Here is a 25456-nt window from a genome sequence, read left to right on the forward strand (position 1 = left end):
GATTAGCCCTAAAGGCTATGCAACATCTATATTAAAGGCCGTCTGAAACCTATTTTCAGACGGCCTTTCATTTGTTTTATCGATCCGAGCGCACCCTGACAAATGTTGCAAATTTCGGCGTTCCCTTTTGCGTAAAACCACGATAACGGTAAGTAATTAGTGCACCGATTTTCGGCGGATGGTCGCGGTCTTTATCCTTAAAACCGCTGCCGATACGAAACTCGCCATATTGGTTTTTGCATCCTATCGCACCCAAACGCCCGACATTGCGCCCTTTGCCCTCATAATGACGCGTTACCGTACATTCATCATCATATTCACTTTTCAGCTTCAACAGCTGCCCATTTCTACCGCTTGCATAACGGGCTTCAGGTTGACGCAGCATCACCCCTTCCCCACCCAACGCTTCAACTTGTTTCAAAAAATCCAAAGCATGCTGTTTGTCGCGCACCTTGACTTGCGGAATGACCGTAAACCGTGCCGACGGGTGTGATTTCAGCCATTTCGAAGCCGTTTCCAGCCGCTGATACAGATTACCCTGCGCCTGCGGCACATCAAAAACATGCAAACGGATGCCGTCCCAATTTCCCGAGGCAGAACGCACCGTCGCGGAAATTTGCTCAAACCGCCCTCGTCCGCTGTACAACTCACCATCCATCGGAAACGGCGGAAAACCTGCTGTAAAACCTTTGGGCGGTGTAAACGCATAACCCTGACGACTGACCAGCCGCCTGCCGTCCCAATACGCACGTACGCCATCCAACTTTTCACTCATGGCCCAACCGGCAATATCTTGATTTTTATATTCCTGCGCCAACAACAAATCTGCACCAAACGCCGCAGAGATGAAAGAAGCCGCAAAAATCGATATCATGATCCGCATTACATTATTCATAAGACATTTTTCCAGACTTGCTTTTTATTATATATACATAATAGCAAAAAAATGAACTGGCCCCCAAATCTTGGACACTCATAAAAGCCTATTCAGGCGCTCTGTGTAAGCTGGGTTCTGTATGCGACAGGACTCAGCTTTTTCAATTTCAAACTGCAACGCTCCCGGTTGTAGTAATCCATATAGTCATCTATCTGTTTCATCAATTCGTCCGCCGTCAATTCACCTGCGTTATAGAAACACTCCGTCTTCAACACCGCAAAGAAGCTTTCCATCGGCGCATTGTCCCAGCAGTTCGCCTTTCGCGACATGCTTTGAACCATGGAATGTTGGGCAAGCAATTCCCTATATCCCGACGTACGGTACAGCACACCTTGGTCGGAATGCAGCATCGTTCCTTCGCCGGTCAGCCGGGGGGCGGCTTTTTCGAGCATTTCCTTCACCATTTCGCTGTTAGCATTGCGGCTCATGGCGTAGGCGACGATCTCGCGGTTGAACAAGTCCAAGATTGGCGAGAGGTACAGTTTGCCGTCGCTCCCTTTGAGTTCGGTCACGTCGGTCAGCCATTTCTCGTTGGGCTTTTCGGCTTTGAACCGGCGTTTGAGGAGGTGTTCCGATATTTCGCCCATGGCGGGATGGCAGTAGGCTTTTTTCGCCCGTATTTTGGCTTTCAGCCCCATCTGTTTCATCAACCGAGCTGCTTTTTTGCGGTTCCAATCCAATGCTGCGGCAATGCGCCTTTGTCCGTATCGCCCTTTATGCCGTTCGTAGATTTCGGCGATAAGGGCTTTGTCGGCTGCGTCGGGGTCGGGCCGGCCTTGGCGGTGGTCGGTCATGGTTTTGGATTGGGGATGTTCGAGTGTGCCGATACCACCTTCTTGATAGGCGCGTATCCATCGTCGCAGGTGGGTTCGGGAGATGCCGTAGTGGTCTGCGGTACGCTGTTGGCTGCGTATGTGCAGATAGTGGAGTACGGCTTGGTATTTGAAGTGTAATGTATATTTGCTCATAAAAAAACTGCACCTTGTGAGTTGGAGGGGATGTCCAACTTTTGGGGTGCAGTTCAACCCGTTTTCGGGTTTCAGACGGCCTTACTTATCGGCTTACAACGGTTAGAACTTGCCGTTCAGCTTCAGGAATATGCCTTTGTCGGTGCCGGAGAAGGCGTTGCGGCCGACATAGCCGCCCAGCGACAGCACGGCGGAGGGGCTGAAGGCGTAGTCTACGCCGGTCTGTACGGACGGACGGGTACGCGAGGTTTCGCGCTCCGTTTCATATTTGCCGAAGAAAGGAGCCTCGGCGGTGAAGCGGGCTTTGCCTCCACCCACGCGCTGGGCAACTTCCGCATTGCCGTACCATGCCAGCTTGCCGGTCAGGGGCAGGCGGCCTTTTATGCCTGCCGCCAATGAGGTTTCCTTCAGCTTGGCCGCGCCGTAGGCAAACGGGAAGGACAGGCCCGCATCTTCGCTATAAGAGGGGCGTTCGGCTTCGGTGCGGCGCAGCGCGGCGTACCAGCCTAAGGTTTTTTCACCGGACGTACCGTAGTCGCGGCCGGCCGTCAGGCTGTATGCGCGGCCTTTGGTGCGGACGGTATTTTCAGGGCTTTCCGTGCCGTCCAGATGGGGGCGGCGGATGCGGGTTTTATCCGTTTCGAAGGCGGCGGCGGGTACGGCATACCAGCCCGCACCGTTATGGAGGCGTACGGACAGGCCGATGCCGACGCCGGATTTCAGGCGGTGGCTGCCGTTTTCTTCGGCACGGGCGGGAACCGCCAGGGAGACGGCGGCATCGAAGTTGTCGGAGATGCCGTAGCCGAAGGCGAAGTCTGCGCCGCGCGAACGGGCGCCGTGTCCTATGTCGCGGCGGTATCCGGCGCTGTAGCAGAATTTACCGCCGTCGGCGCGGCAGCCGCCCAGCAGGTTTTCAGCCGCGCGTGCGCGCTGTGCGAGCAGGGAGGCGGTGTCGGCGGACAGCAGCGACAGGGAGGGGCGCGGGTGTTGGCGGTATCCGTGGGGCGGGCGTTGTTGAGGTTGCGCAGGTTCCAAACGACGGCGCGGTAGTCGTCATTGTCGTTTTCTGCACTTCCGATCGCAAAATTTCCATCGCCACTGATGCCGTTTGCAAACGACGCACCCGAATTGTCGGCCTTCAATGTGCCGAGGTCGGTTTTGGTGCCCCAGCCGCTGCCCGACCAGATTGTGGCACGGAATGTGCCGTCGTCGTTTTCCGCCTTTCCGGCCACTACCGAACTGTCCCTGCTGACGGCCTGTGCAGATGAGTACCCGGAATTGTCGCTTTTCAGCGTGCCGAGGTCGGTTTTTGTGCCCCAGCCGCTGCCCGACCAGACGGTGGCGCGTTTTCTGCCGTTGTCGTTTTCCGCCTCTCCGGCGATCACCGAACCGTCGCTGCTGACGAAGGTTGCGGATGAGACGCCCAAATTGTCGCTTCTCAGTGTGCCGAGGTCGGTTTTGGTGCTCCAGCCACTGCCCGACCAGACGATGGCGCGGTAGTCGACGTAAGCAACGTCGCTGCGCGAATCACCGGCGATCACCGAACCGTCCCTGCTGACGGCACGTGCTATAGAGTACCCGGAATTTTCGTTTTTCAGCGTGCCGAGGTCGGTTTTGGTTGTCCAGCCGCTGCCCGACCAGACGGTAGCATGTTCTGAGTAGGGGTCATTGTCGTGTTGGGCTTTACCGACTACTACCGAAGCATCGTCACTGACGGCAAGTACTTCAGATCTCCCGGAATTGTTGCTTCTCAGTGTGCCGAGGTCGGTTTTGGTGCTCCAGCCTCTGCCAGACCAAATGGCGGCATGGGGTTCTCCGCTGTCGATGTCTGCTATTCCGGCCACTACCGAACCGTCCCTGCTGACGGCATCTGCGGACGACCAGCCCGAATTGTCGCTTCTCAGCGTGCCGAGGTCGGTTTTGGTTGTCCAGCCGCTGCCCGACCAGACGGAGGCGCGGTTGAAGAAGTCACTGTCGCTTTGCGCCGTGCCGGCCACCACCGAGCCGTCGGCACTGATGGCGTTTGCATCCGAATGGCTTGAATTATCGCGTTTCAGCGTGCCGAGGTCGGTGATGTTATCAGGCGCGGCGGCGACCGGCAGGGCGGCCAGCAGGGCGGCGAGGGTTAAAAGGCGGTGTGCGGAAAATGGTTTTTGCATAGTCATGTTTCCCTTTTTAGGTTATAAAATTCAGGTTATAAAAAGCGGCGGGTGTCCGCCGCAGCTTGGTTGGTGCTACACAAATGGTGTTATTGTAGCAGTTTGGTATGCGGTTTTTTGTGTGTTTTCAAAATTTTAAGAAATCAGACAAAACTTTTAAAAAGTTAAGGGCGGCAGGAAGGCCGTCTGAAAAACAGGGATGTTTTGTTTTCAGACGGCCTCAAGGTTTTACCGCTTACCGAACGGACAGGTTCAGATATAGAAATCCTGATTCCTTTCCTCATAAAAATTCTGATTCATTTCCTCCGCCGGTTTGGCTTGCGATTTGTTGCCGACCACGCGGGCGGGCACGCCGACGACGGTGCTGTAGGCGGGTACATCCGCCACCACCACGCTGCCCGCGCCGATTTTCGCGCATTCGTTCACGCGGATGTTGCCCAACACGGAAGCGTTCGCGCCTATCATCACGCCGTCGCCGATTTTCGGATGGCGGTCGCCGCCCTCTTTGCCCGAACCGCCGAGGGTTATGCCGTGAAAGATGGAAATGTCGTTGCCTAAAACGGCGGTTTCGCCGATAACGACGCCGGTGCCGTGGTCAATCATAATCCCCTGCCCGAAACGGGCGGCCGGATGGATATCGACGCCGAACACTTCGGAAGCGCGGTTTTGCAGGAAATAGGCCAGCGTTTTGCGTCCTTCCTTCCACAGGCAGTGGTTGATGCGGTGCGCCTGAATGGTGTGGTATCCTTTGAAATACAAAAGCGGCAGGCAGTATTGGTCGCAGGCCGGGTCGCGCTCGTAATAAGCGGTGATGTCGGCGCGGACGGCTTCGCCGATGGACGGTTCTTTTCCCAGCGCGTGCAGGTAGAGTTCGTACAGCGTACGCATATCCATGGTCGGATTGCCAGCTTGCTCGACAGGTGGAAGGCCAGCACCCGCTCCAAACTGTCGTGCCGCAGCACGGTCATGTGGAGGAAGCTGGCCAGCATAGGTTCTTCCGCCGCCGACTGCTCGGCTTCGTTGCGTATGGTCTGCCATAGGTTAAAATAGGTATTTTCCATTTTCAGACGGCCTCTGTTGCGTAAAAGCTGCGCTTGTAACCGAAAGTATGCACCCATGTGCAAAAGGCCGTCTGAAACGTAAACAACATTAAACAAGCCTTTCCTAGGAACACCCATGGCACTCCAATTTGAAATCAACGCCGTTACCCCCTTCCGTCAAAACTGCACGCTGATTTGGGACGATGAAACCAAAGAAGCCGTTTTGACCGATGTCGGCGGCGATGTACCCTATTTATTGCAACAAGTCCAAAACAAAGGCCTCAAGCTGACCGCCATTTGGCTGACCCACGGCCATCTTGACCACGCAGGCGGCGTAGTTGAACTTTTGAAAACCTGCGATATACCCGTTCTCGGCCCGCACAAAGACGACGAATTCCTGCTCCAAGCCCTTCCGCAAACGACGGCGCAATACGGCTTCCCCGTTTCTCCGTCATTCACGCCGACACGCTGGTTGGAAGAAGGAGAATCGCTCAAGGTCGGCAACCACAGCTTCCAAGTCCTCCACATTCCCGGCCACACTCCCGGCCAAGTCGTTTTCTATAACGCCGAAAACGGTCTTTTAGTCGCAGGCGATGTTTTATTTTATGAGACCGTTGGTCGCACAGATTTTCCGCGCGGCAATCATGATGACCTCATAAACAATATCTGCGCTAAACTATTAACTCTGCCCGAAACCACGCAAGTTATAGCCGGACACGGCCGCATGACCAGTATCGGGCATGAGAAAAGGTACAATCCGTTTCTGGTTCGTTAGTATGAATTATTGTATAAAGCCAACATTCTGGCATACACAGATTATGCGTATAAAGGAAAACTGACATACAATTTGCAGGAATAACACCCGAAAGATTAAGTACCTAATCTCCGGCAAATGCCAAAAAGAACTAAAGCACAAAGATAACAAGGTATTACGCAATACAACCTGATTTATCGAAAACCGGACATCTCTAAACCCCAAGCCTTACTCGCAGTGAAATTGTTACAAAGTGACAATAAATGTCAGTCAGGCCGTCTGAACGGTTCTGCCGATTCAGGCGGATACAACGGAGATGAGGTGCAATGCCCTGCCGGAATGTGCCGATGTTCTGTTTGTCAAACCGTCGGGGACATCTTTAAGAAGCACAACATTATTTGGGTAAACCGGCAAACTCGCTGCCGGCACTAACAGGCCGTCTGAAAAGTTCGGCCGGTAAAATCAATAAAAGGATTATCAAATGAAAAAAATCGCAAAAGTGGGCTTCGTTCTGCTGGCTACCGGCCTGCTGGCCGCCTGTGCTACTAAGAGCAAAATCACTCCTGAAGGCACTACAGACGAGCCACGCTTCCCTAAACCTTACTCCCTGACCTTCAACAAAGGCCGCGGTACATTCCCGACTTTTGACGAGCTGGATCAAATGCGTCCTGGTCTGACCAAAAACGCCATCTACAAAATCCTCGGCCGTCCTCACTACGACGAAGGCATGGTTGACGTGCGTGAATGGGACTATCTGTTCCACTTCTACACCCCAGGCGTAGGTGTTGACCCTGAAAACACTTCCGGCGTTGAAGGCATCACTACTTGCCAATACAAAGTGATCTTCGACAAAGACAAATTTGCACGCAGCTTCTTCTGGAATCCAGTATTCCCTAAAGATGCCGTATGTCCTCCTCCAGCACCTACACCTAAACCTAAACAAGAGCCTCAAGTGATCATCCGCGAGATCATTAAAGAAACTCCTAAACACATCCGTCAATAAGGACAAATTTGAAACGGATCCTATTGGGTATAGCCTTGGCAGCAGGCCTGAATTCTTTGGCCGCTGCCGATGCTGTCAGCGACTGTATCCAACGCAAAAAAGTTGTGGTCAATACAGCTAAGGCGGAGCTTTGCTTTGCCGATGACGGTCAGTGCCATCCGGTACTGATTGGCAAGACCACGCCGAAAGGCAAATTCAATATGACGCCGATGATGACCAGCAAACCGGGTTACGGTGGCGAAGTTATCGGCTTCAAAGAAGAAAATGACTTTCTGTTTGCGTTACATAGGGTATGGACGCTCAAGCCACAAGAAAGACGCATGGAACGCATCGTCTCCCCTCATGTGGCCGACCGCATCATAACCAATGGTTGTATCAACGTACAAAGCCATGTGTACGAAAAACTGCGTCAGTACTTCATTTTAGAAATCATCTGATGTAGGCTTTAGTTTGAATAAAGGCCGTCTGAATATTTTTCAGACGGCCTTTTCTTTTTTATTGGCAAAAACCTTTATTGTTGGATATGCTGATACAGTCTTGGACAGCGCGGCAACTTTGTTGAAGCTGCTGATTCAGGAAAAGAAAACTCTATCAATCTAACGCGTAAATCTAAAAGAAAGGCTGCCTAAAAATTCAGGCAGCCTTTATTGTTTACAAACAAAGAATATGTTAACCTCTTGTTATCGAATAGACTTAATCATTCGTAATATTATTTCACAAAGCAAAAAGGACTCTATCTTATGAACCGTCGTCAATTTATCGGCAGCGCTGCTGCTGTTTCCCTCACCGCCGCCGCTTCTTTTGCCCGTGCTCACGACCATGCAGGCCATGCACACCACGCTGGTCATACTGGTCACGCGCATTCTGCACCGCGCGCCTACGAAGCTGCGCGCAAAGCGGCTGCACATTGCGTTGAAGCCGGCCAAATCTGTTTGGCGCACTGCATCGCCCTGTTGAGCGAAGGCGATACCTCTATGAAAGACTGCGCAGCCGGCGCTAACCAAATGTTGGCACTGTGCGGCACATTGCAAAACCTCGCTGCCCAAAATTCACGCCTGACCCCATCTTTGGCAAAAGTGTGCATCGAAGCCTGCAAACAATGTGCTGCAGCCTGCAAAGAACACGCCGGCCACCACGCTGAATGCAAAGCCTGCTACGAGTCTTGCTTGGCTTGCATTAAAGAATGCGAAAAAATTGCCGCTTAATCAATATTAAAAAAGGCCGTCTGAATTTCAGACGGCCTTTTATTTTGCTATTTTGTTCATGCTATTCGGCTGCAAGCTCTTGCTCATCCAGCAGTTTTTTCCGAACAATCGCAGGATTGCCCGCAGCCACGCAATAAGGCGGCACATCTTTGGTGACCACCGAACCTGCGCCGATTACCGCGCCCTTGCCGATGGTAACACCGCCCATGATAATCGCACGCCGACCAATCCAAACATCATCTTCAATCACAATCGGGCTGATATCTGTATAACCTTCAAAGCGGCGGGTTTCAGGGTTGAATTTGTGGTTGGTCGAATAAAACAGGCATTCCGGCCCCATTATCACGTTCTTGCCGAGGGTCAAACCGCGGCAGATTTCGCAATTTACGCCGATACCCGAATTGTCGCCGATTACCGTATCTGGAAAAACATATCCGCCTTTTTCAATATTGACGTTTTTGCCGATGTTTGGGGAAATGCACGCAGCCAAAGCGGCGCGGAATTTTTGCGCAATTCTGCCGAAGGGTTTGCAATAAGACGGAGGCAACATCCCTCCCCAAACACGCAAAATACGCGTCAATATCCTTTTTTGCATGGATTCCGTCTCCTGTTCGTAAAAGCGTAAATATTAATCAGACTATTATTTTTCTTAAAGTTTCACATCTAGAGGAGGTTTTACATCCTCTTTTCAGTTAGATTACAATCTGACCGCATAATATTTGGTTCGATATTCTATTCTAAACTGATCTCGTCTGTTGCGAAACTGCCCTGCATACAAAATATCCTCTTGACGAAACAGCCAAAAATAGCGAAAATTCCACGCTTAACTGAAGTACAGGCAAAACCCCTGTGCCCGCTTAATCGAAAGGAAATCAAATGAAACAAGGTATTCACCCGAACTACCACGAAATCAACGTTACCTGCTCTTGCGGCAACAAATTCGTGACCAAATCCGCAATGGAAAAAGACAGCTTCAACGTTGAGGTTTGCTCTCTGTGCCACCCTTTCTACACCGGTACTCAAAAAATCGTCGACACTACCGGTCGTGTGGACAAATTCAACAACAAATTCGGCAACCTGTTCAAACGCTAATTGCCGCTTTGTCAAAAAGACTGCTTCGTGCAGTCTTTTTTGCATTCAGGCCGTCTGAAACATTTCTTTCAGACGGCCTGAGCCTTTTGTCATCAACCGAATGCCATATCATTCCCAATATTCGATAAAAACGAGCCGTAAGCATTATTTTACAAAGCTCTCCGGTCCGGCATATCGCGCAAACCCGTCAAACCCTGTACCATTGCTATTCAAACCAACCGTTTTTTGACCTTCCATGCTGACTTACACACCACCCGATCCGCGCCGCCCCCAAAAAACCCATGAAAAACCATGGCTTCTGCTGCTGATGGCCTTTGCCTGGCTGTGGCCGGGCGTGTTCTCGCATGACTTGTGGAACCCTGCCGAACCCTCTCTCTTTACCGCCTCCGAGTCCATGAAAAACGGCGGCAGCCTGCTGATTGCACAAATCTTCGGCCAACCCGATTTCACCCTCTCCCCTGCTTTTTTGTGGGCGGCAACTGCATTCCAAACCCTGTTTTCACCTTGGGCGGCCGATGCCTATGATGCCGCGCGTTTTGCCGGCGTGGTATTTACCGCCATCGGACTGACCGCCTGCGGTTTTGCCGGCTTCAACTTTCTCGGCAGACACCACGGCCGCAGCGTTGTCTTGATCCTTATCGGCAGCATCGGTTTGCTGCCCATCGCCCACTTCCTCAATCCCATGTCGGCCGCTTTTGCCGCATTTGGATTGATTCTGTGCGGCTTTTCACTGGCACGCCGCCGCGTCATTATCGCCATTTTACTGTTGTGCGGCGGCTGGGTTTTACTCTCCCTCTCCTCAGGCTACCTGCTGACCGCGGCCATGATGTTTTTGGCACTTGCCCTGTCGTTCCATTCCACTTGGCAAAGCAAACGCTATTTGCTGACCCTGATTGGCGCCATCGTCGTTTCCCTGCCCCTGCTGATTCTGTATCCGCTGGTTTTATCCAAAACCAATCCCGAATGGTTTGATATTTGGTTCAACCATTATTCCTTAGGCGTATTCGGCGGTTTCCATCAAATTCAGACGGCCTTCAACCTGCCCTATTATCTGAAAAACCTGCTGTGGTTTACCCTGCCTGCTTGGCCGCTGGCGGCATGGACGCTCAGCCGCACGCGTATCCACGATAAAAACTGGGGCATTCTGAGCCTGTCTTGGCTGGTTATCATGACAGCCCTGCTCGCCATCAACCCGCAACGCTTGCAAGACAACCTCGTTTGGCTGTTGCCATCGCTCGCCCTGCTCGGCGCGGCACAACTGGACGGCCTGCGTCGCGGTGCAGCGGCATTTATCAACTGGTTCGGCATCATGGCATTTGGTCTGATTGCCACCTTCCTGTGGCTGGGCTTCTTCGCCATGAACTACGGCTGGCCTGCCAAACTAGCCGAGCGCGCCGCCTATTTCAGCCCGTATTACATCCCCGACATCGACCCGATTCCGATGGCCGTCGCCCTGCTGTTTACCCCATTGTGGCTTTGGGCGATTACGCGTAAAAACATCCGCGGCCGCCAAGCCGTGACCAACTGGGCGGCCGGCGTTACCTTGGCCTGGGCCTTGCTGATGACTCTGTTTTTACCGTGGCTCAACGCCGCCAAAAGCCATGCGCCGGTGGTTCACCAAATGGAAGCCGCGCTTTCTTCCGAATTGAAACAGCAACTTTCAGACGGCCTCGAATGTATCAACATCGACAGCCAAGACCAGCGCACACGCATCGCGTGGATACAATACAGCCATATTAAAACCACGACCGACAACCCGACCTGCCGCTACCGCCTCATCCGCCAAGCCGCCAATGTCGGCGCGCCTTCGGGTTGGCAAACCTTGTGGCAAGGTGCAAGACCGCGCAACAAAACCGAGACTTTCCTATTGCTGGAAAAAACTGCGGCGCAATAAATCACACCAGCCTCAAAACTGAACATTCCCAATGCAACAAAGGCCGTCTGAAAGAACTTTTATCCTTTCAGACGGCCTTTGGCTCACTTTAACACCGCTTCCCGTACAATGGCCCTTTTCCCTTATCTGCCTAAAAATATGAAGCCCAACCGCCTTTTGCCTCTCGTCCTCTTATTGACCGCCCTCTCCGCTCATGCCAAAGATTTCATCATCTACGACCGCATGGACTACGTCGGCAAACCCGACCTGACCGCCGACAAACTCTCCAAAGTGTTCTTGGTTTACGAAAGCGAATTGGTCAAACCCGATCCGACGGGCAAACGCAAACACGGCGTACTCAATGAAGCGCGTATCCGCGAATTGGCCAAGCAATCGCGCCGCGAAGGCTACCGCACCATTTCCACCGACATCGAAAGCTGGTTTGCCGAAAAAGACGGCCAACTGCTGACACCCGACGAATTGAGAACCGACTTCGAACGGATGTACCAAATCTTCAGAGAAGAAAACCCGCGCGCCGTCATCAGCAACTACGGCATGCCTTCCGAACACCTGCACGGCATCCGCCACTACTGCCCCAACGTTGACAACGAAGCCATCTTGGCCAAATGGCGGCAAGTCAGCAAACGCCGTGCGCCCACTGCCGCCATCAGCGACTATGCCAATCCTGTGTTCTACATCACTTCCCCCGATTTGGTGCAATGGGAAAAAGACGTGAAAACCGCCGTCGACGACATCCATCAACGCTTTCCCAACAAAAAAATCATCGGCTACATCTGGCCGCAATATTATTCTGCCACCAACAGCCCTTATTTCAAACAGTTCATCAACCCTATCCGCTGGCGCCAAATGCTCGAAATCAGCAAAAAATACACCGACGGCGTGATTATCTGGTCAGACAAGCGCGATGAAAACAACCAAATCGTGCGTTGGAACGATCCGCGCATCCAAGCCACGATGAAAGCGACTCAAGCCTTCATCAATGCCAATGCCAAAGAAATCAAGGTAGAAGGTTTGCAGAAATATTAAAAACAAGGCGGGCATATTTGCCCGCCTCTTTATATACCTACACAGCTGTCTGTATGTTTGACACAACACGCGACAAAACGACCGTGCTACCAACGCTTCTGCATTCTTTCACACGTTTTTACCCGTTATTCCTACGCGCAGGCCGTCTGAAAATTGCCCGAATATCCAATACCCTTTACAATACCCGTAATTAAAATACATTTTTCGACACCCCTCTCCTGCATGAGTTCCACACCCTTCATCGAAATGAAAGACGTTGCCTTCGCATATGGCGACCGTCCTATTCTGAACAACATCAACTTCAGCATTCCACAAGGCAATTTCGCCGCCGTAATGGGTGGTTCGGGCAGCGGTAAAACCACGCTGATGCGCCTGATTACGGGTCAAATCCACCCGCAATCGGGCAAAGTGCTGATTGAAGGGCGAGATTTGGCCGCATTTTCGGCGCAGGAGCTATACGAACACCGCCGCCGCATGGGCGTTTTGTTCCAACACGGTGCATTGTTCACCGACTTATCTGTCTTCGACAACATCGCCTTCCCCATGCGCGAGCTGACGGATTTGCCCGAAGCAGTCATCCGCGATTTGGTGGTGTTGAAACTGAATGCAGTCGGTTTGCGCGGTGTTGAAAACCTGATGCCTTCCGAGCTTTCCGGCGGTATGTCACGCCGTGTCGCCCTCGCGCGTACGATTGCGCTCGACCCTGAAATCATGTTGTATGACGAGCCTTTCACCGGCCTCGACCCGATTTCTCTAGGCGTCATTGCCCACCTCATCAGCCGTGCCAACAAAGCCCTGCGCTCAACCAGCGTGATGGTAACGCATGACATCGAAAAATCGCTGGAAATTGTCGATCAAGTCATTTTCCTGGCACACGGCGAAATCATGTTCTCCGGCTCGCCCAAAGAAATGCGCGAACTCGACTCGCCTTGGGTACGCCAGTTTGTCGGTGGTTTGGCAGACGGCCCTGTCGCCTACCGCTATCCGGCGCAAACGACTTTAAAACAAGACTTGCTGGGCTGATGTTCAGACGGCCTGAAACTTAAACAAGGCCGTCTGAAAACCATTTAACCAATCAACTGAAACCTATGAATTTTATCCGTTCCGTCGGGGCAAAAACCCTCGGCTTCATCCAATCGCTGGGCAGCATTACGCTGTTTTTCCTGCATATCTTGGCCAAATCAGGCACGGCATTCGCCCGTCCGCGCCTGAGCATCCGCCAGATTTACTTTGCAGGCGTGTTGTCTGTCCTGATTGTTGCCGTGTCCGGCCTGTTTGTCGGCATGGTATTGGGCTTACAAGGCTATACGCAGCTGGCAAAATTCAAATCCGCCGATATTTTAGGCTATATGGTTGCCGCTTCCCTGTTGCGCGAATTGGGTCCCGTATTGGCGGCCATTCTGTTTGCCAGCAGCGCGGGCGGTGCCATGACCAGCGAAATCGGCTTGATGAAAACCACCGAGCAGCTTGAAGCAATGAACGTAATGGCGGTCGACCCTGTTGCACGCGTGGTTGCGCCGCGCTTTTGGGCGGGCGTGTTTTCCATGCCTTTGCTGGCTTCGATTTTCAACGTTGCCGGCATTTACGGCGCGTATTTGGTCGGCGTCGAATGGCTAGGTTTGGACGGCGGTATTTTCTGGTCGCAAATGCAAAACAACATTACCTTCCATTACGACGTACTCAACGGCTTAATCAAATCCGCCGCTTTCGGCGTAGCCGTTACGTTAATCGCCGTACATCAGGGTTTCCACTGCGTACCGACTTCCGAAGGTATTTTGCGCGCCAGTACACGCACAGTAGTGTCTTCCGCCCTGACCATCCTCGCTGTCGACTTCATGTTGACTGCGTGGATGTTTACCGACTAAAGGCCGTCTGAAACGACACTTAAAAAGAATGAAACAAGGACAATAGCACATGAAAAAAAATGCTTTGGAATTTTGGGTAGGACTGTTTGTCTTACTGGGCGCGGCCGCTATCGGCTTTCTCGCCTTCCGCGCCGCCGGCGGACAATCGTTCGGCAAATCCTCACAAACCTACACCGTCTATGCCGATTTCAGCGACATCGGCGGCTTGAAAACCAACGCTCCGGTCAAATCCGCAGGCGTACTGGTGGGCCGCGTTGCCTCCATTCAGCTCGACCCTAAATCCTATCAAGCAAAAGTCGCCCTCAATCTGGACAGCCAATATCAGTTCAGCAGCGACGTTTCCGCACAAATCCTGACTTCAGGCCTGTTGGGCGAACAATACATCGGCCTGCAACAAGGTGGCGATACCGATTCTTTGGCGGCAGGCGACACCATTACCGTCACCAGCTCCGCCATGGTTTTAGAAAACCTTATCGGCAAATTCATGACCAGCTTTGCCGAGAAAAACGCAGACAGTGAATCTGCCGGTCAAAACGAACAATAAACACATATCAACCCAATATTCAGGACACTCCCATGAAAAAAACATCCTTCATCAGCGCATTGAGCATCGGCGTATTGAGCATCAGCATGGCATTTGCCTCTCCTGCCGACGCAGTCAACCAAGTCCGTGAAAACTCCGTTCAAGTGCTGAAAATCCTCAACAGCGGCGAGGCCAACACCGCACGCCAAAAAGCCGAAGCCTACGCCATTCCCTACTTCGACTTCCAACGCATGACCGCTTTGGCTGTCGGCAACCCATGGCGTACAGCAACTGACGCACAAAAACAAGCGTTGACCAAAGAGTTCCAAACCCTGCTGATCCGCACCTACTCCGGCACCATGCTGAAATTCAAAAACGCCAAGGTCAACATCAAAGACAACCCGGTCGTAAACAAAGGCGGTAAAGAAGTCGTTGTCCGCGCCGAAATCAACGTTTCCGGCCAAAAACCGGTCAACATGGACTTCACCACCTACCAAAGCGGCAGCAAATACCGCGCATACAATGTCGCAGTCGAAGGCGCAAGCCTGGTTACCGTATACCGCAACCAATTCGGCGAAACCATCAAAGCCAAAGGCATCGACGGCCTAATTGCCGACTTGAAAGCCAAAAACGGCGGTAAATAATCCACCCCCGCACCATGCCGCCTGATGTTCAGACGGCATGGTGCCTTACATCATAAAGACACCATGCAAACAGAAATCCGCAACGGCACGCTCTACATCAGCGGCGACGTTACCGTCAAAACCCTGACTGCCTCCGCCTTTGCGCGCTACGAACAGCAATGCCGTCTGAAAGAAACAGACAGCATAGACTTCAGCCAAGTAGGCAAAGCAGATTCCGCCTGCGTTTCCCTGCTGCTCAACGCTCTGCGCCGGACAGATAAAAAACCGACCATTCAAAACATTCCCAATTCCGTCCGCGCACTGGCCGAACTTTACGAAATCAAAGACTGGTTGCAATCATGAAAAAAACCACCGCTTCACTCTGCCTCCTCATCAGCCTTGCCTCCACTCCCGCACTTGCCGAACGCAATCCGGCCGATCCTTACGAAGGCTACAACCGTACCGTTTCCAAGTTCAACGACAAAGCAGACAAATACGTCCTTTCCCCTGTCGCACGCGGTTATCGCAAAGTAACGCCCAAACCGGTACGTACCGGCGTGAGCAACTTCTTCAACAACCTGCGCGATGTCGTCAGCTTCGGCAGCAATGTGCTGCGCCTTGACGTCAAACGCGCCAGCGAAGACCTCGTCCGCGTCGGCATCAACACCACCTTCGGCCTTGGCGGTTTAATCGACATAGCCGGTGCAGGCGGCGTACCCAGCAATAAAAACACACTCGGCGACACCTTCGCCTCATGGGGCTGGAAAAACAGCAACTACTTCGTCGTCCCCCTACTCGGCCCGTCTACCGTACGCGATACCGTCGGCAACGCCGTTACCACCGTCTATCCGGTTAAAAACGCCGTCTTTCACACCAGTGCAGGACGCTGGAGCACGACCGGTCTGCAAGCCATCAATACCCGTGAAGAACTGCTCGACCTGACCGACAGCCTAGAAGGTGCAGCCATCGACAAATACAGCTACACACGCGACCTTTACATGAAAGTCCGCACCCAACAAACCGGCGGCACGCTCCCTCAAAGCGAAGACGACAACATCGACATCGATGACTTGGTGGACAGCAACGCCTCTTCCGAACCGGTAGCAGCACCCCAAACCGCTCCGGCAGAAATCCCCGATACAGCCAATCCTCAAACCCTGTATCAAACACCATCAGAAAATCCCTGATGGTTTCCATAAATTAAAGGCCGTCTGAAATTCAGACGGCCTTTATCCCCCAAAAGATAGCCAGTCCACCACCTTTGCTATATCATTCAACTATACAGAAACCAAGGAAAACACCATGTACGAAGTCAACCGCAGCGTCTTCCTGCTTATCCCCCTCGATCCTTTTTGGAACTGGCTGAAATCCCTGCCCGGCAATCACTTGGATGGCCTGACACTGGAAGACATTCAAGCCGATGCCAATTCCTACCTCGTTCGCCCGTGCGAAACTGCCGACGAAGTATGGGATGAAATCGAAGCGCGTTTTGAAGATATTTTTGCTGCCGAATTGGCCGACTGGTGCGAAGACGAAAGCGAATGGCCGGATTTGGATGCTGACATTTTCAACGAATGGTTCGACATCCAACTCTCTACCGTGATTACCGACCTCGAACACGAACCAATCGCACGCGAAGAGTTCCAACCCATCAATCTCAACTGATGAAACTGACCGTCCGCAACTACCACCTCGACGGCTACGGCCACGTCAACAATGCGCGCTATCTCGAATTTCTCGAAGAAGCGCGCTGGACGTTTTTTCAAGAGCATGACCTTCTGTCCGAACTCGAAGGCATCATGCTCGTTGTTGCACGCGTCGATATCCGCTACCGCCGTCCGTCGCTTGAAGGCGATGTTTTAACCTTCACAGGCCGTCTGAAAGACATCGGCACACGCCACATCATCCTTAGCCAAACCGCGACCCTGCCCAACGGCAAAGCCGCCATCGAAGCCGAAGTTACCCTTATGCCCGTCAGCAGCGAAAGCGGCCGCAGCATCAGCGTTCCTCAAACCTTAGCACACGCAATTCAAAACCTCGAATCATGAAAAAAATACTCACACTCCTTGTCGTTGCCACGATTGGCGCGCTTCTTACCTTCGTCCTTATCCCCAGCAACAAAGCCGCCCCTGATTTCGCCCTGCCCGACCTGCAAGGCAAAAGTATTACCAACGCCGACTTGAAAGGCAAAGTCACCCTCATCAACTTCTGGTTTCCCTCCTGCCCCGGTTGCGTGAGCGAAATGCCTAAAATCATCAAAACCGCCCAAGATTATCAAGGCAAAAACTTCCAAGTCCTCGGCATAGCACAGCCCATTGACCCTATTGAGAGCGTCCATCAGTACGTTAAAGAATACGGCCTGCCTTTCACCGTCATGTACGATACCGACAAAACTGCCGCAAAAGCCTTTGGCACACAGGTTTACCCGACTTCCGTCCTGATCGACAAAAACGGCAACATCCTCAAAACCTACGTTGGCGAACCCAATTTCTCCCAACTCTATCAAGAAATCGACCAAGCCCTCACCCAATAAATCCAAGGCCGTCTGAAACCATATTTCAGACGGCCTAAAACCGAAATATCCTTTATAATAAGCAACATTTTATCCGTTCAGACACCAAGCTCCTCTATCAACAAAGGCCGTCTGAAACAACCGAATACCCATAAGAGAACATCATGAAATTTATCGACGAAGCAAAAATCGAAGTCGCCGCAGGCAAAGGCGGTAATGGCGCAACCAGTTTCCGCCGCGAAAAATTCGTACCCCGCGGCGGCCCTGACGGCGGCGACGGTGGCAAAGGTGGCAGCGTTTGGGCAGAAGCCGACGAAAACACCAACACCCTCGTCGAATACCGCTTCGTCAAACGCTACCAAGCCAAAAACGGCGAAAAAGGCCACGGCTCCGACCGCTACGGCGCAGGTGCGGACGACATCGTCCTCAAAATGCCCGTCGGCACCCTTATCCGCGACCTCGATACCGACGAAATCGTCGCCGACCTCACTTATCACGGCCAGCGCGTCTGTCTCGCCAAAGGTGGCAAAGGCGGCTTGGGCAACATCCACTTCAAATCCTCCGTCAACCGCGCACCCAAACAATCCACACCCGGCGAAGAAGGCGAAACCCGCTCCCTGCAACTCGAGCTTAAAGTTCTCGCCGATGTCGGCTTGTTGGGCATGCCTAACGCCGGTAAATCCACCCTGATTACCGCCGTATCCGCCGCACGCCCCAAAATCGCCAACTACCCCTTCACCACCCTGCATCCGAACTTGGGCGTCGTGCGCATCGACGAAAACCACAGCTTCGTCATGGCAGACATCCCCGGCCTGATTGAAGGCGCGGCAGAAGGCGCAGGCCTCGGCCACCGCTTCCTCAAACACTTATCGCGTACCGGCCTGCTGTTGCACGTCGTCGATTTGGCTCCCTTTGACGAAGCCGTCAACCCAGCAGAAGAAGCCCTCGCCATCATCAACGAATTGCGCAAATACGACGAAGAGCTCTACGACAAACCGCGCTGGCTGGTACTGAACAAACTCGACATGCTCGATGAAGAAGAAGCCCAAGCGCGTAGCGCCGCCTTCCTCGAAGCCATCGGCTGGGACTACCCAAAACCAGACGACCGCTTCCAATTCGACATGGAAACCCCACGCCTCTTCCAAATCAGCGCATTGACCCACCAAGGCACGCAGGAGTTGGTACACCAAATCAACCAATACCTGACCGAGAAAAAACGCATCGAAGCCGAAAAAGCAGAAGCGGAACAGGCAGCGGCAAAAGCCGAAATTGCCGAGCAGCAGCCTAAAACGGACACAGGTGTATTTAAGCCGGAGTAAAAAATTTCAGACGGCCTATTGATGACGTAAAAGGCCGTCTGAAATTCAACAAAGTATTCTTAGAAAGAATCGTAACTACCACGAACAAGCTAATCGTCTACGGGCGATTATTAAGTAACCGAATATGATATAGCCGCTTACGGGCGGCTATGAGCAAGATATGTCCAAACCCTTTCTGAAATGGGCTGGAGGGAAGTATAAACTTGTCCCCTTTATTGAAACCCACATCCCCACAAAAAAACGAAAACGCCTGATTGAACCGTTTTCAGGCTCTGCTGCCTTATCACTGTCTTTGGATTTTGAGAGGTATTTGCTCAATGACATTAATACTGACTTGATTGTTCTGTTTTCAAACTTAAAAACAGAAAAACATAGTTTTATCGACTACGCACATTCTTTCTTTATCCCTGAAAATAATAACGAAAAAAAATATTATGACTTACGTGACAGATTTAACCACAGTACTGACACCATTGAGCGCGCAGCTCTGTTTGTTTATCTGAACCGCCATGCCTTCAACGGATTGTGCCGTTACAACAGCAAAGGCTGTTTCAACGTACCGTTCGGACGCTACAAATCTCCTTATTTTCCCGAAACCGAAATGCAGGCTTTTGTACAGAAATCCGAACGGATAGATTTGACCTGCAGCGATTTCCAGACGGCATTAGATGCAGCGGAAGATGGCGACACCATTTATTGCGACCCACCTTATGCACCTTTGAGCGAAACCTCGTCCTTTACCTCCTACTCCAAAAGCGGTTTCGATTTGGACGAACAAAAACGCTTGGCAGAAACTGCCAAACAAACAGCACGGCGGGCGCACGGTATTCTAATTTCCAATCACGATACCACATTTACCCGTGAGATTTACCGTGGTGCTGTTATTAAAACAGTCGAAGTTCAACGCAGTATTGCCGCCAAAGGAAGCAGTAGGAAAAAAGTCGGAGAATTACTAGCAATTTATGAGTGAATTTAACAAACTATCGGAAGAAGTAGCACATTATGGACGCAGTCTGAAAAAACTGGTTTCAGACGACTCCATTATTTATAACGAAGACTCTCTTCATGTGATGCGCCGTATCTTGGACAAACACTCGGATGGCTGTTTTGATATGATTTTTGCCGATCCTCCTTATTTTTTATCCAATGATGGCTTTACCTGCCAAAACGGGCAAATGGTTTCCGTCAATAAAGGTAGTTGGGATAAATCTAAAGGCATGGCGGCGGATTTAGTTTTTTACGAAGAATGGCTGCGCTTATGCTATGCCTTGCTAAAACCGAACGGCACGATTTGGGTATGTGGCACATTTCATAATATTTATCTGATCGGCTACTTGATGCAGACCATCGGGTATCATATTCTGAACAATATTACCTGGGAAAAATCTAATCCCCCACCTAATTTGTCCTGCCGATTTTTTACCCATTCCACCGAAACACTGTTATGGGCAAAGAAAGATAAGAAGGCAAAGCATATTTTCCATTACGACATGATGAAAATACAAAACAATGGCAAACAGATGAAAAGTGTCTGGATGTTCCCGCCACCAAACAAAACGGAAAAAACGTTCGGTAAACACCCAACGCAAAAACCGCTAGCATTGCTAGAGCGCTGTATATTAGCTGCATCTAATGTTGGCGATTTGATTTTCGACCCATTTATGGGCAGTGGAACAACAGGCGTTGCTGCTATAAAAAATGGACGGAAATTTTGCGGATGTGAGATGAAGCAAAATTTTTTTGAATTGGCAGAGAAAAGGATAACTAATGGAACGTAGAGAGGCTATTGTGAAAATGCAGGATTTACTTGGAAAGAACCTACATGATTTAGCAAGAGAATATAATGTTACTGTCTATGCTCCATCAGGAAAAGTTAATAAAGGTTGGGCGGGACATGTAGTAGAACGTTTTTTGGAGTTGCCGTTAAATTCTGCCCAATCACCCAACTTCGGTTCATGGGAATTAAAATCTATCCCAATAAAAACCCTAAGAAATGGTAGATTAGCATTCAAAGAAACGATGGCTATTACTATGATTGATCCTGTCAATGTTTGTCAGAAAGAATTTGAAGATAGCCACTTACTATCAAAATTAAAAAAAGCAGTCGTTGTTGCAAGAACTGTTGGGAGAACTGTTGATGACCCTAGTTTTGTTTATGATATTGTCGAATTTGATTTGAATGAAGGTTCTGATTTATATGAATCAGTAAAAGCTGATTACAATTTAGTACGTCAGACCATTCTAGACCCAAATAAAGGATTTAATTTCCTGACAGGCAAGATGGGTATATATATCCAACCAAGAACAAAAGGATCAGGACATGGTTCTACATCCAGAGCATTTTATGCTCGTCCTTCATTTTTGGCTAAATTCATTAATTTAAATAGTACAGAAAATTAAACATGACCACCATCTACAACACCCTTACCCGTCAAAAAGAATCCTTCTATCCCATCGATCCTAAAAACGTGCGTATGTACGTTTGCGGCATGACTGTTTACGACTATTGCCACTTAGGCCATGCCCGCGTGATGGTGGTATTCGACATGATTGCCCGCTGGTTGCGCGAGTGCGGTTATCCGCTCACTTATGTGCGCAACATCACCGATATCGACGACAAAATCATTGCCCGCGCAGCTGAAAACGGCGAGACCATCGGCGAGCTGACCGCGCGTTTCATTCAGGCTATGCACGAAGATGCCGATGCTTTGGGTGTGTTGCGTCCGGATATTGAGCCGAAGGCAACAGAAAATATTCCGCAAATGATTGCCATGATTGAAACCCTGATTCAAAACGGCAAGGCATATCCTGCCGCAAACGGCGACGTTTACTACGCCGTGCGCGAATTTTCCGCTTACGGCCAATTGTCGGGCAAATCGTTGGATGACCTGCGCGCAGGCGAGCGCGTGGAAGTAGACAGTTTCAAACGCGATCCGCTTGATTTTGTGTTGTGGAAAGCGGCCAAAGCAGGCGAACCGGCATGGGAAAGCCCTTGGGGCAACGGCCGTCCGGGTTGGCATATTGAATGCTCTGCCATGAGTGAAAACCTGTTCGGTGATACTTTCGACATCCACGGCGGCGGCGCGGACTTGCAGTTCCCACACCATGAAAATGAAATCGCCCAAAGCGTCGGCGCCAGCGGTCATACCTGCGGCCACGACCACGCGCAAACCCACCACGGTCAAAGCATTGCCAGCCATGTCAAATACTGGCTGCACAACGGCTTCATCCGTGTGGACGGCGAAAAAATGTCCAAATCGTTGGGCAACTTCTTCACCATCCGCGAAGTGTTGAAACAATACGACCCGGAAGTCGTGCGTTTCTTCATCCTGCGCGCCCACTACCGCAGCCCGTTGAACTACTCCGACGCGCATTTGGACGACGCAAAAGGTGCGCTGACCCGTCTGTACACCACGTTGAAAAACACACCAGCAGCTGAGTTTGATTTGTCTGAAAACGCCAATGACTACACCCACCGTTTCTACGCCGCCATGAACGACGATTTCGGTACGGTTGAAGCAGTTGCCGTGTTGTTCGAACTGGCAGGTGAAGTGAACAAAACCAATGACGCCCACCTCGCCGGCTGCCTGAAAGCTTTGGGCGGTATCATCGGCCTGTTGCAACGCGATCCGATTGAATTTCTGCAAGGCGGTGCTGTTTCAGACGGCCTGTCCAACGAGGAAATCGACGATTTGATCGCCCAACGCAAACAGGCACGCGCGGATAAAAACTGGGAGGAATCCGACCGTATCCGCGACCTTCTGAACGAACACAAAATTATTCTGGAAGACAACGCCGGCGGTACGACTTGGCGCCGCGGTTGATTTAATGGCATAGATAAAAGGCCGTCTGAAACTGTTTTCAGACGGCCTTTTATTTTGCAATTTCAAAAAAGGCGCAAACATCGCGCCCTTTATGTAAAACATCATTTCATTTATGCGCCGAATACTTTCAGACGGCCTTCGATTGGTTGGAAGGTTTTTTCACCGGCTGGAGCCGCGATACCGCCAATCACCATTTGCGCACGCAACAACCAGCTTTCCGGCAGATTCCATTCTTTAGCAATAGCCGCATCAGGCAGCGGATTGTAGTGTTGCAGATTGGCGCCGATACCGGTAGCCGCCAATGTTGTCCAAACGGCATATTGAACCATGGCATTTGCCTGATCCGCCCAGATCGGAAAGTTGGCCGCATAAGATGGGAACTGCTCTTGCAAACCTTTGACAACATCTTGATCTTCAAAGAACAAAACTGTCACCGCGCCTGCTTTAAACAAGTTCAGTTTTTGTGCAGTGGCTTCAAACTGCTCGGCAGGAACAACCGCACGCAACGCTTCTTCGACAAAATGCCACACTTTGGCATGTTCTTCGCCAAACAATACGACCACTCGGGCAGATTGCGAATTGAAAGCAGACGGCGTATGCAAAACGGCGTGTTCGATGATTTTGGTTACTTCCTCATTGGACAGAGGCAGGATATTGTTCAATGCATAGATAGAACGACGGGTTTCAGCAGCTTGTTGCAAAACAGAATAAGTCATGATCTTTTCCTTAAATTAATCTTTATCTTTACCAAAAACATTATCCAAAGCCCACGCTCCGCCACCGGCTACTGCCAGATACAAAAACACGAAGCAAAACAAAACGGCAGATTCGCCATGGTTGGCCAATGGGAACAAAACATTACCGGAAGACGCGTGGGCCATAAAGTAGGCGACAGCCATCTGACCGGACAAAATAAACGCGGTCGGACGGGTAAGCAGGCCCAATATCAATAAGATACCGCCGACAATTTCCAAAATACCGGCCACCAGCATCAAGCCTTCAGGTGCGCCGCCCATGGACATCGGGAAACTGAAAAACTTGGCCGTGCCATGCAGCAAAAACAGATACGCCGCAACAATACGCAAGACAGACAATACAATAGGTTGGAATGATTTGAGGGCTGACATCTTAATAATCCTTATTTTAATGGCTACCTGAAAGAGGTAGTGAGCAATTTCAATAAGTGCAGTATAGATAATTCCCAGTAAGAGATATATACTCGAATTGTTGATACAACGTTTCCTAATAAGAAATCATGGATACCCTATTCAGCCTAAAAGTTTTCCGCCAAGTGGTTCAAAGCGGCAGTTTTACCCGTGCCGCCGATCAGCTCGACATCTCCACCGCCATGGCCAGCGAACACGTCAGCCATCTGGAAAACACCATTCAAGCCAAGCTCTTACACCGCAACAGCCGCAACCTCCACCTGACCGAAGCAGGCGAAGAATACTACCGCCAATGCAGCTACGCGCTGGATACCTTGGACACCGCCGCCCAAAAAGCGGCAGGCGGCGCCGACACGCCGCAAGGTATGTTGCGCGTAACCATGCCCCTGTGGTTTGCAGGCGGTAATATGAGCGCATGGTTGGCCGAATACCGCCAGCGTTATCCCAAAGTCACGCTCGACCTCGTCCTCGACAACCGCCATATCGACCTTATCGCCGAAGGCTTCGATCTCGCCTTGCGCGTTTCCAAAACCCCCTCCCCTTCGCTGATCGTCAAACCGCTGGCCAAAATCGAGTTCGTTCTGCTTGCCGCCCCGACTATCTTGCCCGACACGGCACACCCGATACACCCGAAGCCGTCATGCAGCACCAAGCCATCCTGCCTTCCTATACCAGTCAACAAGACCAGGAAATTACCCACCGCGCTACCGCAGAAAAAGCCATTCTCCATCTCTCCCCGGTTATCCGCAGCGACAACACATTGATGATCCGCGAGCTGATTAAAGCAGGCGCAGGCATAGGCTATCAGCCCCTTTGGGCAGTTCAGCAGGAATTGAAGGACGGCACATTGATCCAACTCCTGCCCGATTACACCATCTGGGCAGACCAACTGAACGCCACTTATGTCGACAGGGCCTTTCTCAGCGCGAAAGTACGCAGCTTTATCGACTTTCTCAATGAAAAAATATCGGAAGGATAAACATCAAGGCCGTCTGAAACACTTTTCAGACGGCCTTTAATCAAAGCAACAATCCAATCAATAATTGGTCGAGCAGAACTGTTCGCGTTTGTCCGCATCGGCGGCATAGCATGTCAAACCCATGCCTGACGCATTGCTGTTGTTCGCTTTCGCACCCGGTTTCTTGTTCACCAAAACCTTACCGTTTTTTCCGATTTCCACGGTTACGCCTTTGCCGTTTTTCAGCTTCCATTTCAACACTTGTGCATCGGCACTTTGACACTTGCTGACCGTACAGCCGCCTTCTGTCGCAACATTGCCGTTTTTATAAATCACGCACTGCTGCTGGCTGTCGGTACAGGCCGCATACGCAGCAACGGAGAAACAGGAAATCAACGCGGCAAACAAAACAGGTTTCATGGTTTGAACTCCTTGGGTTGTGATGATGGATTTGTAATATTTGGAACTATACGCTTATTTGCAGATACCCACTACAAAATGTATCGGTAACATTCAACGGGCGCATTACTATATCCATTCCACCAATTATCTCATTCGCCCCATACGATAAAGGCCGTCTGAACATCA

At 51.2% G+C, this 25456-nt stretch carries 29 protein-coding genes and 2 pseudogenes; 22 read left to right on the forward strand and 9 right to left on the reverse strand.

What is annotated here, in order from left to right:
* Positions 1-76: 76 nt before the first annotated feature.
* The 5 genes and pseudogenes from FAH66_RS08025 to cysE form a co-directional block, all read right to left on the reverse strand.
* On the reverse strand, positions 77-883 hold the full coding sequence (locus tag FAH66_RS08025; protein WP_137041259.1) for a DNA ligase: 807 nt from the start codon (positions 881-883) through the stop codon (positions 77-79).
* A gap of 104 nt (positions 884-987) precedes the next feature.
* The gene (locus tag FAH66_RS08030; protein ID WP_208648072.1) at positions 988-1905 is read right to left on the reverse strand and encodes an IS3 family transposase; all 918 of its coding nucleotides are present in this window, start codon (positions 1903-1905) and stop codon (positions 988-990) included.
* A gap of 102 nt (positions 1906-2007) precedes the next feature.
* Complete coding sequence (locus FAH66_RS11095) at positions 2008-2847, reverse strand: autotransporter outer membrane beta-barrel domain-containing protein (protein WP_244285059.1); 840 nt, start codon at positions 2845-2847, stop codon at positions 2008-2010.
* On the reverse strand, positions 2748-4064 hold the full coding sequence (locus FAH66_RS08040; protein ID WP_167480329.1) for a hypothetical protein: 1317 nt from the start codon (positions 4062-4064) through the stop codon (positions 2748-2750). The genes FAH66_RS11095 and FAH66_RS08040 overlap by 100 nt, the downstream gene beginning before the upstream one ends.
* 252 nt (positions 4065-4316) lie before the next feature.
* Positions 4317-5125, reverse strand: a pseudogene (gene cysE / locus FAH66_RS08045) (serine O-acetyltransferase).
* 115 nt (positions 5126-5240) lie between these two features.
* Between cysE and FAH66_RS08050 the strand changes: the two are divergent.
* From FAH66_RS08050 to FAH66_RS08065, 4 genes are all read left to right on the forward strand, one after another.
* The gene (locus tag FAH66_RS08050) at positions 5241-5879 is read left to right on the forward strand and encodes an MBL fold metallo-hydrolase (RefSeq protein ID WP_003683764.1); all 639 of its coding nucleotides are present in this window, start codon (positions 5241-5243) and stop codon (positions 5877-5879) included.
* Positions 5880-6339: 460 nt separating this feature from the next.
* A complete protein-coding gene (locus FAH66_RS08055) occupies positions 6340-6861 on the forward strand; it encodes an outer membrane protein assembly factor BamE (protein WP_137041263.1) in 522 nt (173 codons plus the stop codon).
* 8 nt (positions 6862-6869) lie between these two features.
* Positions 6870-7298: a hypothetical protein gene (locus FAH66_RS08060; RefSeq protein WP_036472499.1), complete on the forward strand. Its 429-nt coding sequence runs from the start codon at positions 6870-6872 to the stop codon at positions 7296-7298.
* Between the two features lie 303 nt (positions 7299-7601).
* Positions 7602-8066 (forward strand): four-helix bundle copper-binding protein, encoded by a 465-nt coding sequence (locus FAH66_RS08065; RefSeq protein ID WP_137041264.1) that lies wholly within the window; start codon positions 7602-7604, stop codon positions 8064-8066.
* Between the two features lie 61 nt (positions 8067-8127).
* Here FAH66_RS08065 and FAH66_RS08070 read toward each other — a convergent pair whose 3' ends face one another.
* Positions 8128-8661: an acyltransferase gene (locus FAH66_RS08070; protein ID WP_137041265.1), complete on the reverse strand. Its 534-nt coding sequence runs from the start codon at positions 8659-8661 to the stop codon at positions 8128-8130.
* 281 nt (positions 8662-8942) lie between these two features.
* Between FAH66_RS08070 and rpmE the strand changes: the two genes are divergently transcribed.
* The 17 genes from rpmE (at position 8943) to cysS (ending at position 22744) form a co-directional block, all read left to right on the forward strand.
* Positions 8943-9158, forward strand: coding sequence for a 50S ribosomal protein L31 (gene rpmE / locus FAH66_RS08075; protein ID WP_003681847.1), 216 nt, complete (start codon positions 8943-8945; stop codon positions 9156-9158).
* Positions 9159-9393: 235 nt separating this feature from the next.
* Positions 9394-11052 (forward strand): ArnT family glycosyltransferase, encoded by a 1659-nt coding sequence (locus FAH66_RS08080; RefSeq protein ID WP_137041266.1) that lies wholly within the window; start codon positions 9394-9396, stop codon positions 11050-11052.
* A gap of 138 nt (positions 11053-11190) precedes the next feature.
* Positions 11191-12078: a hypothetical protein gene (locus FAH66_RS08085; RefSeq protein ID WP_244284917.1), complete on the forward strand. Its 888-nt coding sequence runs from the start codon at positions 11191-11193 to the stop codon at positions 12076-12078.
* Between the two features lie 222 nt (positions 12079-12300).
* Positions 12301-13101 (forward strand): ABC transporter ATP-binding protein, encoded by an 801-nt coding sequence (locus FAH66_RS08090; protein WP_070712055.1) that lies wholly within the window; start codon positions 12301-12303, stop codon positions 13099-13101.
* Between the two features lie 65 nt (positions 13102-13166).
* Positions 13167-13943, forward strand: coding sequence for a lipid asymmetry maintenance ABC transporter permease subunit MlaE (gene mlaE / locus FAH66_RS08095; protein ID WP_070748229.1), 777 nt, complete (start codon positions 13167-13169; stop codon positions 13941-13943).
* Between the two features lie 49 nt (positions 13944-13992).
* Positions 13993-14487: an outer membrane lipid asymmetry maintenance protein MlaD gene (gene mlaD / locus FAH66_RS08100; RefSeq protein WP_003681819.1), complete on the forward strand. Its 495-nt coding sequence runs from the start codon at positions 13993-13995 to the stop codon at positions 14485-14487.
* Positions 14488-14519: 32 nt separating this feature from the next.
* Positions 14520-15110, forward strand: coding sequence for an MlaC/ttg2D family ABC transporter substrate-binding protein (locus tag FAH66_RS08105; RefSeq protein ID WP_137041268.1), 591 nt, complete (start codon positions 14520-14522; stop codon positions 15108-15110).
* Between the two features lie 63 nt (positions 15111-15173).
* The gene (locus FAH66_RS08110) at positions 15174-15452 is read left to right on the forward strand and encodes an STAS domain-containing protein (protein ID WP_137041269.1); all 279 of its coding nucleotides are present in this window, start codon (positions 15174-15176) and stop codon (positions 15450-15452) included.
* Positions 15449-16276, forward strand: a complete 828-nt coding sequence (locus FAH66_RS08115; protein WP_137041270.1) for an MlaA family lipoprotein — start codon at positions 15449-15451, stop codon at positions 16274-16276. The genes FAH66_RS08110 and FAH66_RS08115 overlap by 4 nt, the downstream gene beginning before the upstream one ends.
* Positions 16277-16391: 115 nt before the next feature.
* Positions 16392-16754 carry a hypothetical protein gene (locus FAH66_RS08120; protein WP_003681812.1) on the forward strand — a complete coding sequence of 121 codons (363 nt, stop codon included), beginning with the start codon at positions 16392-16394 and terminating at the stop codon, positions 16752-16754.
* The gene (locus FAH66_RS08125) at positions 16754-17137 is read left to right on the forward strand and encodes an acyl-CoA thioesterase (protein WP_070826656.1); all 384 of its coding nucleotides are present in this window, start codon (positions 16754-16756) and stop codon (positions 17135-17137) included. Before FAH66_RS08120 ends, FAH66_RS08125 begins: the two co-directional genes overlap by 1 nt.
* On the forward strand, positions 17134-17622 hold the full coding sequence (locus tag FAH66_RS08130; RefSeq protein ID WP_137041271.1) for a peroxiredoxin family protein: 489 nt from the start codon (positions 17134-17136) through the stop codon (positions 17620-17622). Before FAH66_RS08125 ends, FAH66_RS08130 begins: the two co-directional genes overlap by 4 nt.
* Positions 17623-17765: 143 nt before the next feature.
* Entirely contained in the window at positions 17766-18920 is a 1155-nt protein-coding gene (gene obgE, locus FAH66_RS08135; RefSeq protein WP_137041272.1) for a GTPase ObgE, read from the forward strand.
* Positions 18921-19080: 160 nt separating this feature from the next.
* Entirely contained in the window at positions 19081-19890 is an 810-nt protein-coding gene (locus FAH66_RS08140; RefSeq protein ID WP_049350931.1) for a Dam family site-specific DNA-(adenine-N6)-methyltransferase, read from the forward strand.
* Positions 19883-20698 carry a DNA-methyltransferase gene (locus tag FAH66_RS08145; RefSeq protein ID WP_137041273.1) on the forward strand — a complete coding sequence of 272 codons (816 nt, stop codon included), beginning with the start codon at positions 19883-19885 and terminating at the stop codon, positions 20696-20698. The genes FAH66_RS08140 and FAH66_RS08145 overlap by 8 nt, the downstream gene beginning before the upstream one ends.
* Entirely contained in the window at positions 20688-21320 is a 633-nt protein-coding gene (locus FAH66_RS08150) for a MutH/Sau3AI family endonuclease (protein ID WP_079454083.1), read from the forward strand. The genes FAH66_RS08145 and FAH66_RS08150 overlap by 11 nt, the downstream gene beginning before the upstream one ends.
* Before the next feature lie 2 nt (positions 21321-21322).
* Entirely contained in the window at positions 21323-22744 is a 1422-nt protein-coding gene (gene cysS / locus FAH66_RS08155; RefSeq protein WP_137041274.1) for a cysteine--tRNA ligase, read from the forward strand.
* 110 nt (positions 22745-22854) lie between these two features.
* On the opposite strand, the gene FAH66_RS08160 is transcribed toward cysS, so the two are convergent.
* Together FAH66_RS08160 and FAH66_RS08165 are read right to left on the reverse strand one after the other, a co-directional pair.
* The gene (locus FAH66_RS08160; RefSeq protein WP_137041275.1) at positions 22855-23460 is read right to left on the reverse strand and encodes a nitroreductase family protein; all 606 of its coding nucleotides are present in this window, start codon (positions 23458-23460) and stop codon (positions 22855-22857) included.
* A gap of 15 nt (positions 23461-23475) precedes the next feature.
* Positions 23476-23871 (reverse strand): DoxX family protein, encoded by a 396-nt coding sequence (locus FAH66_RS08165; RefSeq protein ID WP_137041276.1) that lies wholly within the window; start codon positions 23869-23871, stop codon positions 23476-23478.
* Between the two features lie 128 nt (positions 23872-23999).
* On the opposite strand from FAH66_RS08165, the pseudogene FAH66_RS08170 reads away from it, so the two are divergent.
* Positions 24000-24889, forward strand: a pseudogene (locus tag FAH66_RS08170) (LysR family transcriptional regulator).
* Positions 24890-24946: 57 nt separating this feature from the next.
* On the opposite strand, the gene FAH66_RS08175 reads toward FAH66_RS08170, so the two are convergent.
* Positions 24947-25288 (reverse strand): hypothetical protein, encoded by a 342-nt coding sequence (locus FAH66_RS08175; protein WP_003683849.1) that lies wholly within the window; start codon positions 25286-25288, stop codon positions 24947-24949.
* Positions 25289-25456: the final 168 nt, after the last annotated feature.

Origin of the sequence: Neisseria subflava, assembly GCF_005221305.1 — a bacterium.
In the GTDB taxonomy this organism is placed as follows: Bacteria; Pseudomonadota; Gammaproteobacteria; order Burkholderiales; family Neisseriaceae; genus Neisseria; species Neisseria subflava.

Bases quoted from the DNA above. Each gene is read 5' to 3' on its own strand.
- FAH66_RS08025 (WP_137041259.1), bottom strand. From the start codon at position 883: ATGCGGATCATGATATCGATTTTTGCGGCTTCTTTCATCTCTGCGGCG.
- FAH66_RS08030 (WP_208648072.1), bottom strand. From the start codon at position 1,905: ATGAGCAAATATACATTACACTTCAAATACCAAGCCGTACTCCACTAT.
- FAH66_RS08040 (WP_167480329.1), bottom strand. From the start codon at position 4,064: ATGCAAAAACCATTTTCCGCACACCGCCTTTTAACCCTCGCCGCCCTG.
- FAH66_RS08050 (WP_003683764.1), top strand. From the start codon at position 5,241: ATGGCACTCCAATTTGAAATCAACGCCGTTACCCCCTTCCGTCAAAAC.
- FAH66_RS08055 (WP_137041263.1), top strand. From the start codon at position 6,340: ATGAAAAAAATCGCAAAAGTGGGCTTCGTTCTGCTGGCTACCGGCCTG.
- FAH66_RS08065 (WP_137041264.1), top strand. From the start codon at position 7,602: ATGAACCGTCGTCAATTTATCGGCAGCGCTGCTGCTGTTTCCCTCACC.
- FAH66_RS08070 (WP_137041265.1), bottom strand. From the start codon at position 8,661: ATGCAAAAAAGGATATTGACGCGTATTTTGCGTGTTTGGGGAGGGATG.
- rpmE (WP_003681847.1), top strand. From the start codon at position 8,943: ATGAAACAAGGTATTCACCCGAACTACCACGAAATCAACGTTACCTGC.
- FAH66_RS08080 (WP_137041266.1), top strand. From the start codon at position 9,394: ATGCTGACTTACACACCACCCGATCCGCGCCGCCCCCAAAAAACCCAT.
- FAH66_RS08085 (WP_244284917.1), top strand. From the start codon at position 11,191: ATGAAGCCCAACCGCCTTTTGCCTCTCGTCCTCTTATTGACCGCCCTC.
- FAH66_RS08090 (WP_070712055.1), top strand. From the start codon at position 12,301: ATGAGTTCCACACCCTTCATCGAAATGAAAGACGTTGCCTTCGCATAT.
- mlaE (WP_070748229.1), top strand. From the start codon at position 13,167: ATGAATTTTATCCGTTCCGTCGGGGCAAAAACCCTCGGCTTCATCCAA.
- mlaD (WP_003681819.1), top strand. From the start codon at position 13,993: ATGAAAAAAAATGCTTTGGAATTTTGGGTAGGACTGTTTGTCTTACTG.
- FAH66_RS08105 (WP_137041268.1), top strand. From the start codon at position 14,520: ATGAAAAAAACATCCTTCATCAGCGCATTGAGCATCGGCGTATTGAGC.
- FAH66_RS08110 (WP_137041269.1), top strand. From the start codon at position 15,174: ATGCAAACAGAAATCCGCAACGGCACGCTCTACATCAGCGGCGACGTT.
- FAH66_RS08115 (WP_137041270.1), top strand. From the start codon at position 15,449: ATGAAAAAAACCACCGCTTCACTCTGCCTCCTCATCAGCCTTGCCTCC.
- FAH66_RS08120 (WP_003681812.1), top strand. From the start codon at position 16,392: ATGTACGAAGTCAACCGCAGCGTCTTCCTGCTTATCCCCCTCGATCCT.
- FAH66_RS08125 (WP_070826656.1), top strand. From the start codon at position 16,754: ATGAAACTGACCGTCCGCAACTACCACCTCGACGGCTACGGCCACGTC.
- FAH66_RS08130 (WP_137041271.1), top strand. From the start codon at position 17,134: ATGAAAAAAATACTCACACTCCTTGTCGTTGCCACGATTGGCGCGCTT.
- obgE (WP_137041272.1), top strand. From the start codon at position 17,766: ATGAAATTTATCGACGAAGCAAAAATCGAAGTCGCCGCAGGCAAAGGC.
- FAH66_RS08140 (WP_049350931.1), top strand. From the start codon at position 19,081: ATGTCCAAACCCTTTCTGAAATGGGCTGGAGGGAAGTATAAACTTGTC.
- FAH66_RS08145 (WP_137041273.1), top strand. From the start codon at position 19,883: ATGAGTGAATTTAACAAACTATCGGAAGAAGTAGCACATTATGGACGC.
- FAH66_RS08150 (WP_079454083.1), top strand. From the start codon at position 20,688: ATGGAACGTAGAGAGGCTATTGTGAAAATGCAGGATTTACTTGGAAAG.
- cysS (WP_137041274.1), top strand. From the start codon at position 21,323: ATGACCACCATCTACAACACCCTTACCCGTCAAAAAGAATCCTTCTAT.
- FAH66_RS08160 (WP_137041275.1), bottom strand. From the start codon at position 23,460: ATGACTTATTCTGTTTTGCAACAAGCTGCTGAAACCCGTCGTTCTATC.
- FAH66_RS08165 (WP_137041276.1), bottom strand. From the start codon at position 23,871: ATGTCAGCCCTCAAATCATTCCAACCTATTGTATTGTCTGTCTTGCGT.
- FAH66_RS08175 (WP_003683849.1), bottom strand. From the start codon at position 25,288: ATGAAACCTGTTTTGTTTGCCGCGTTGATTTCCTGTTTCTCCGTTGCT.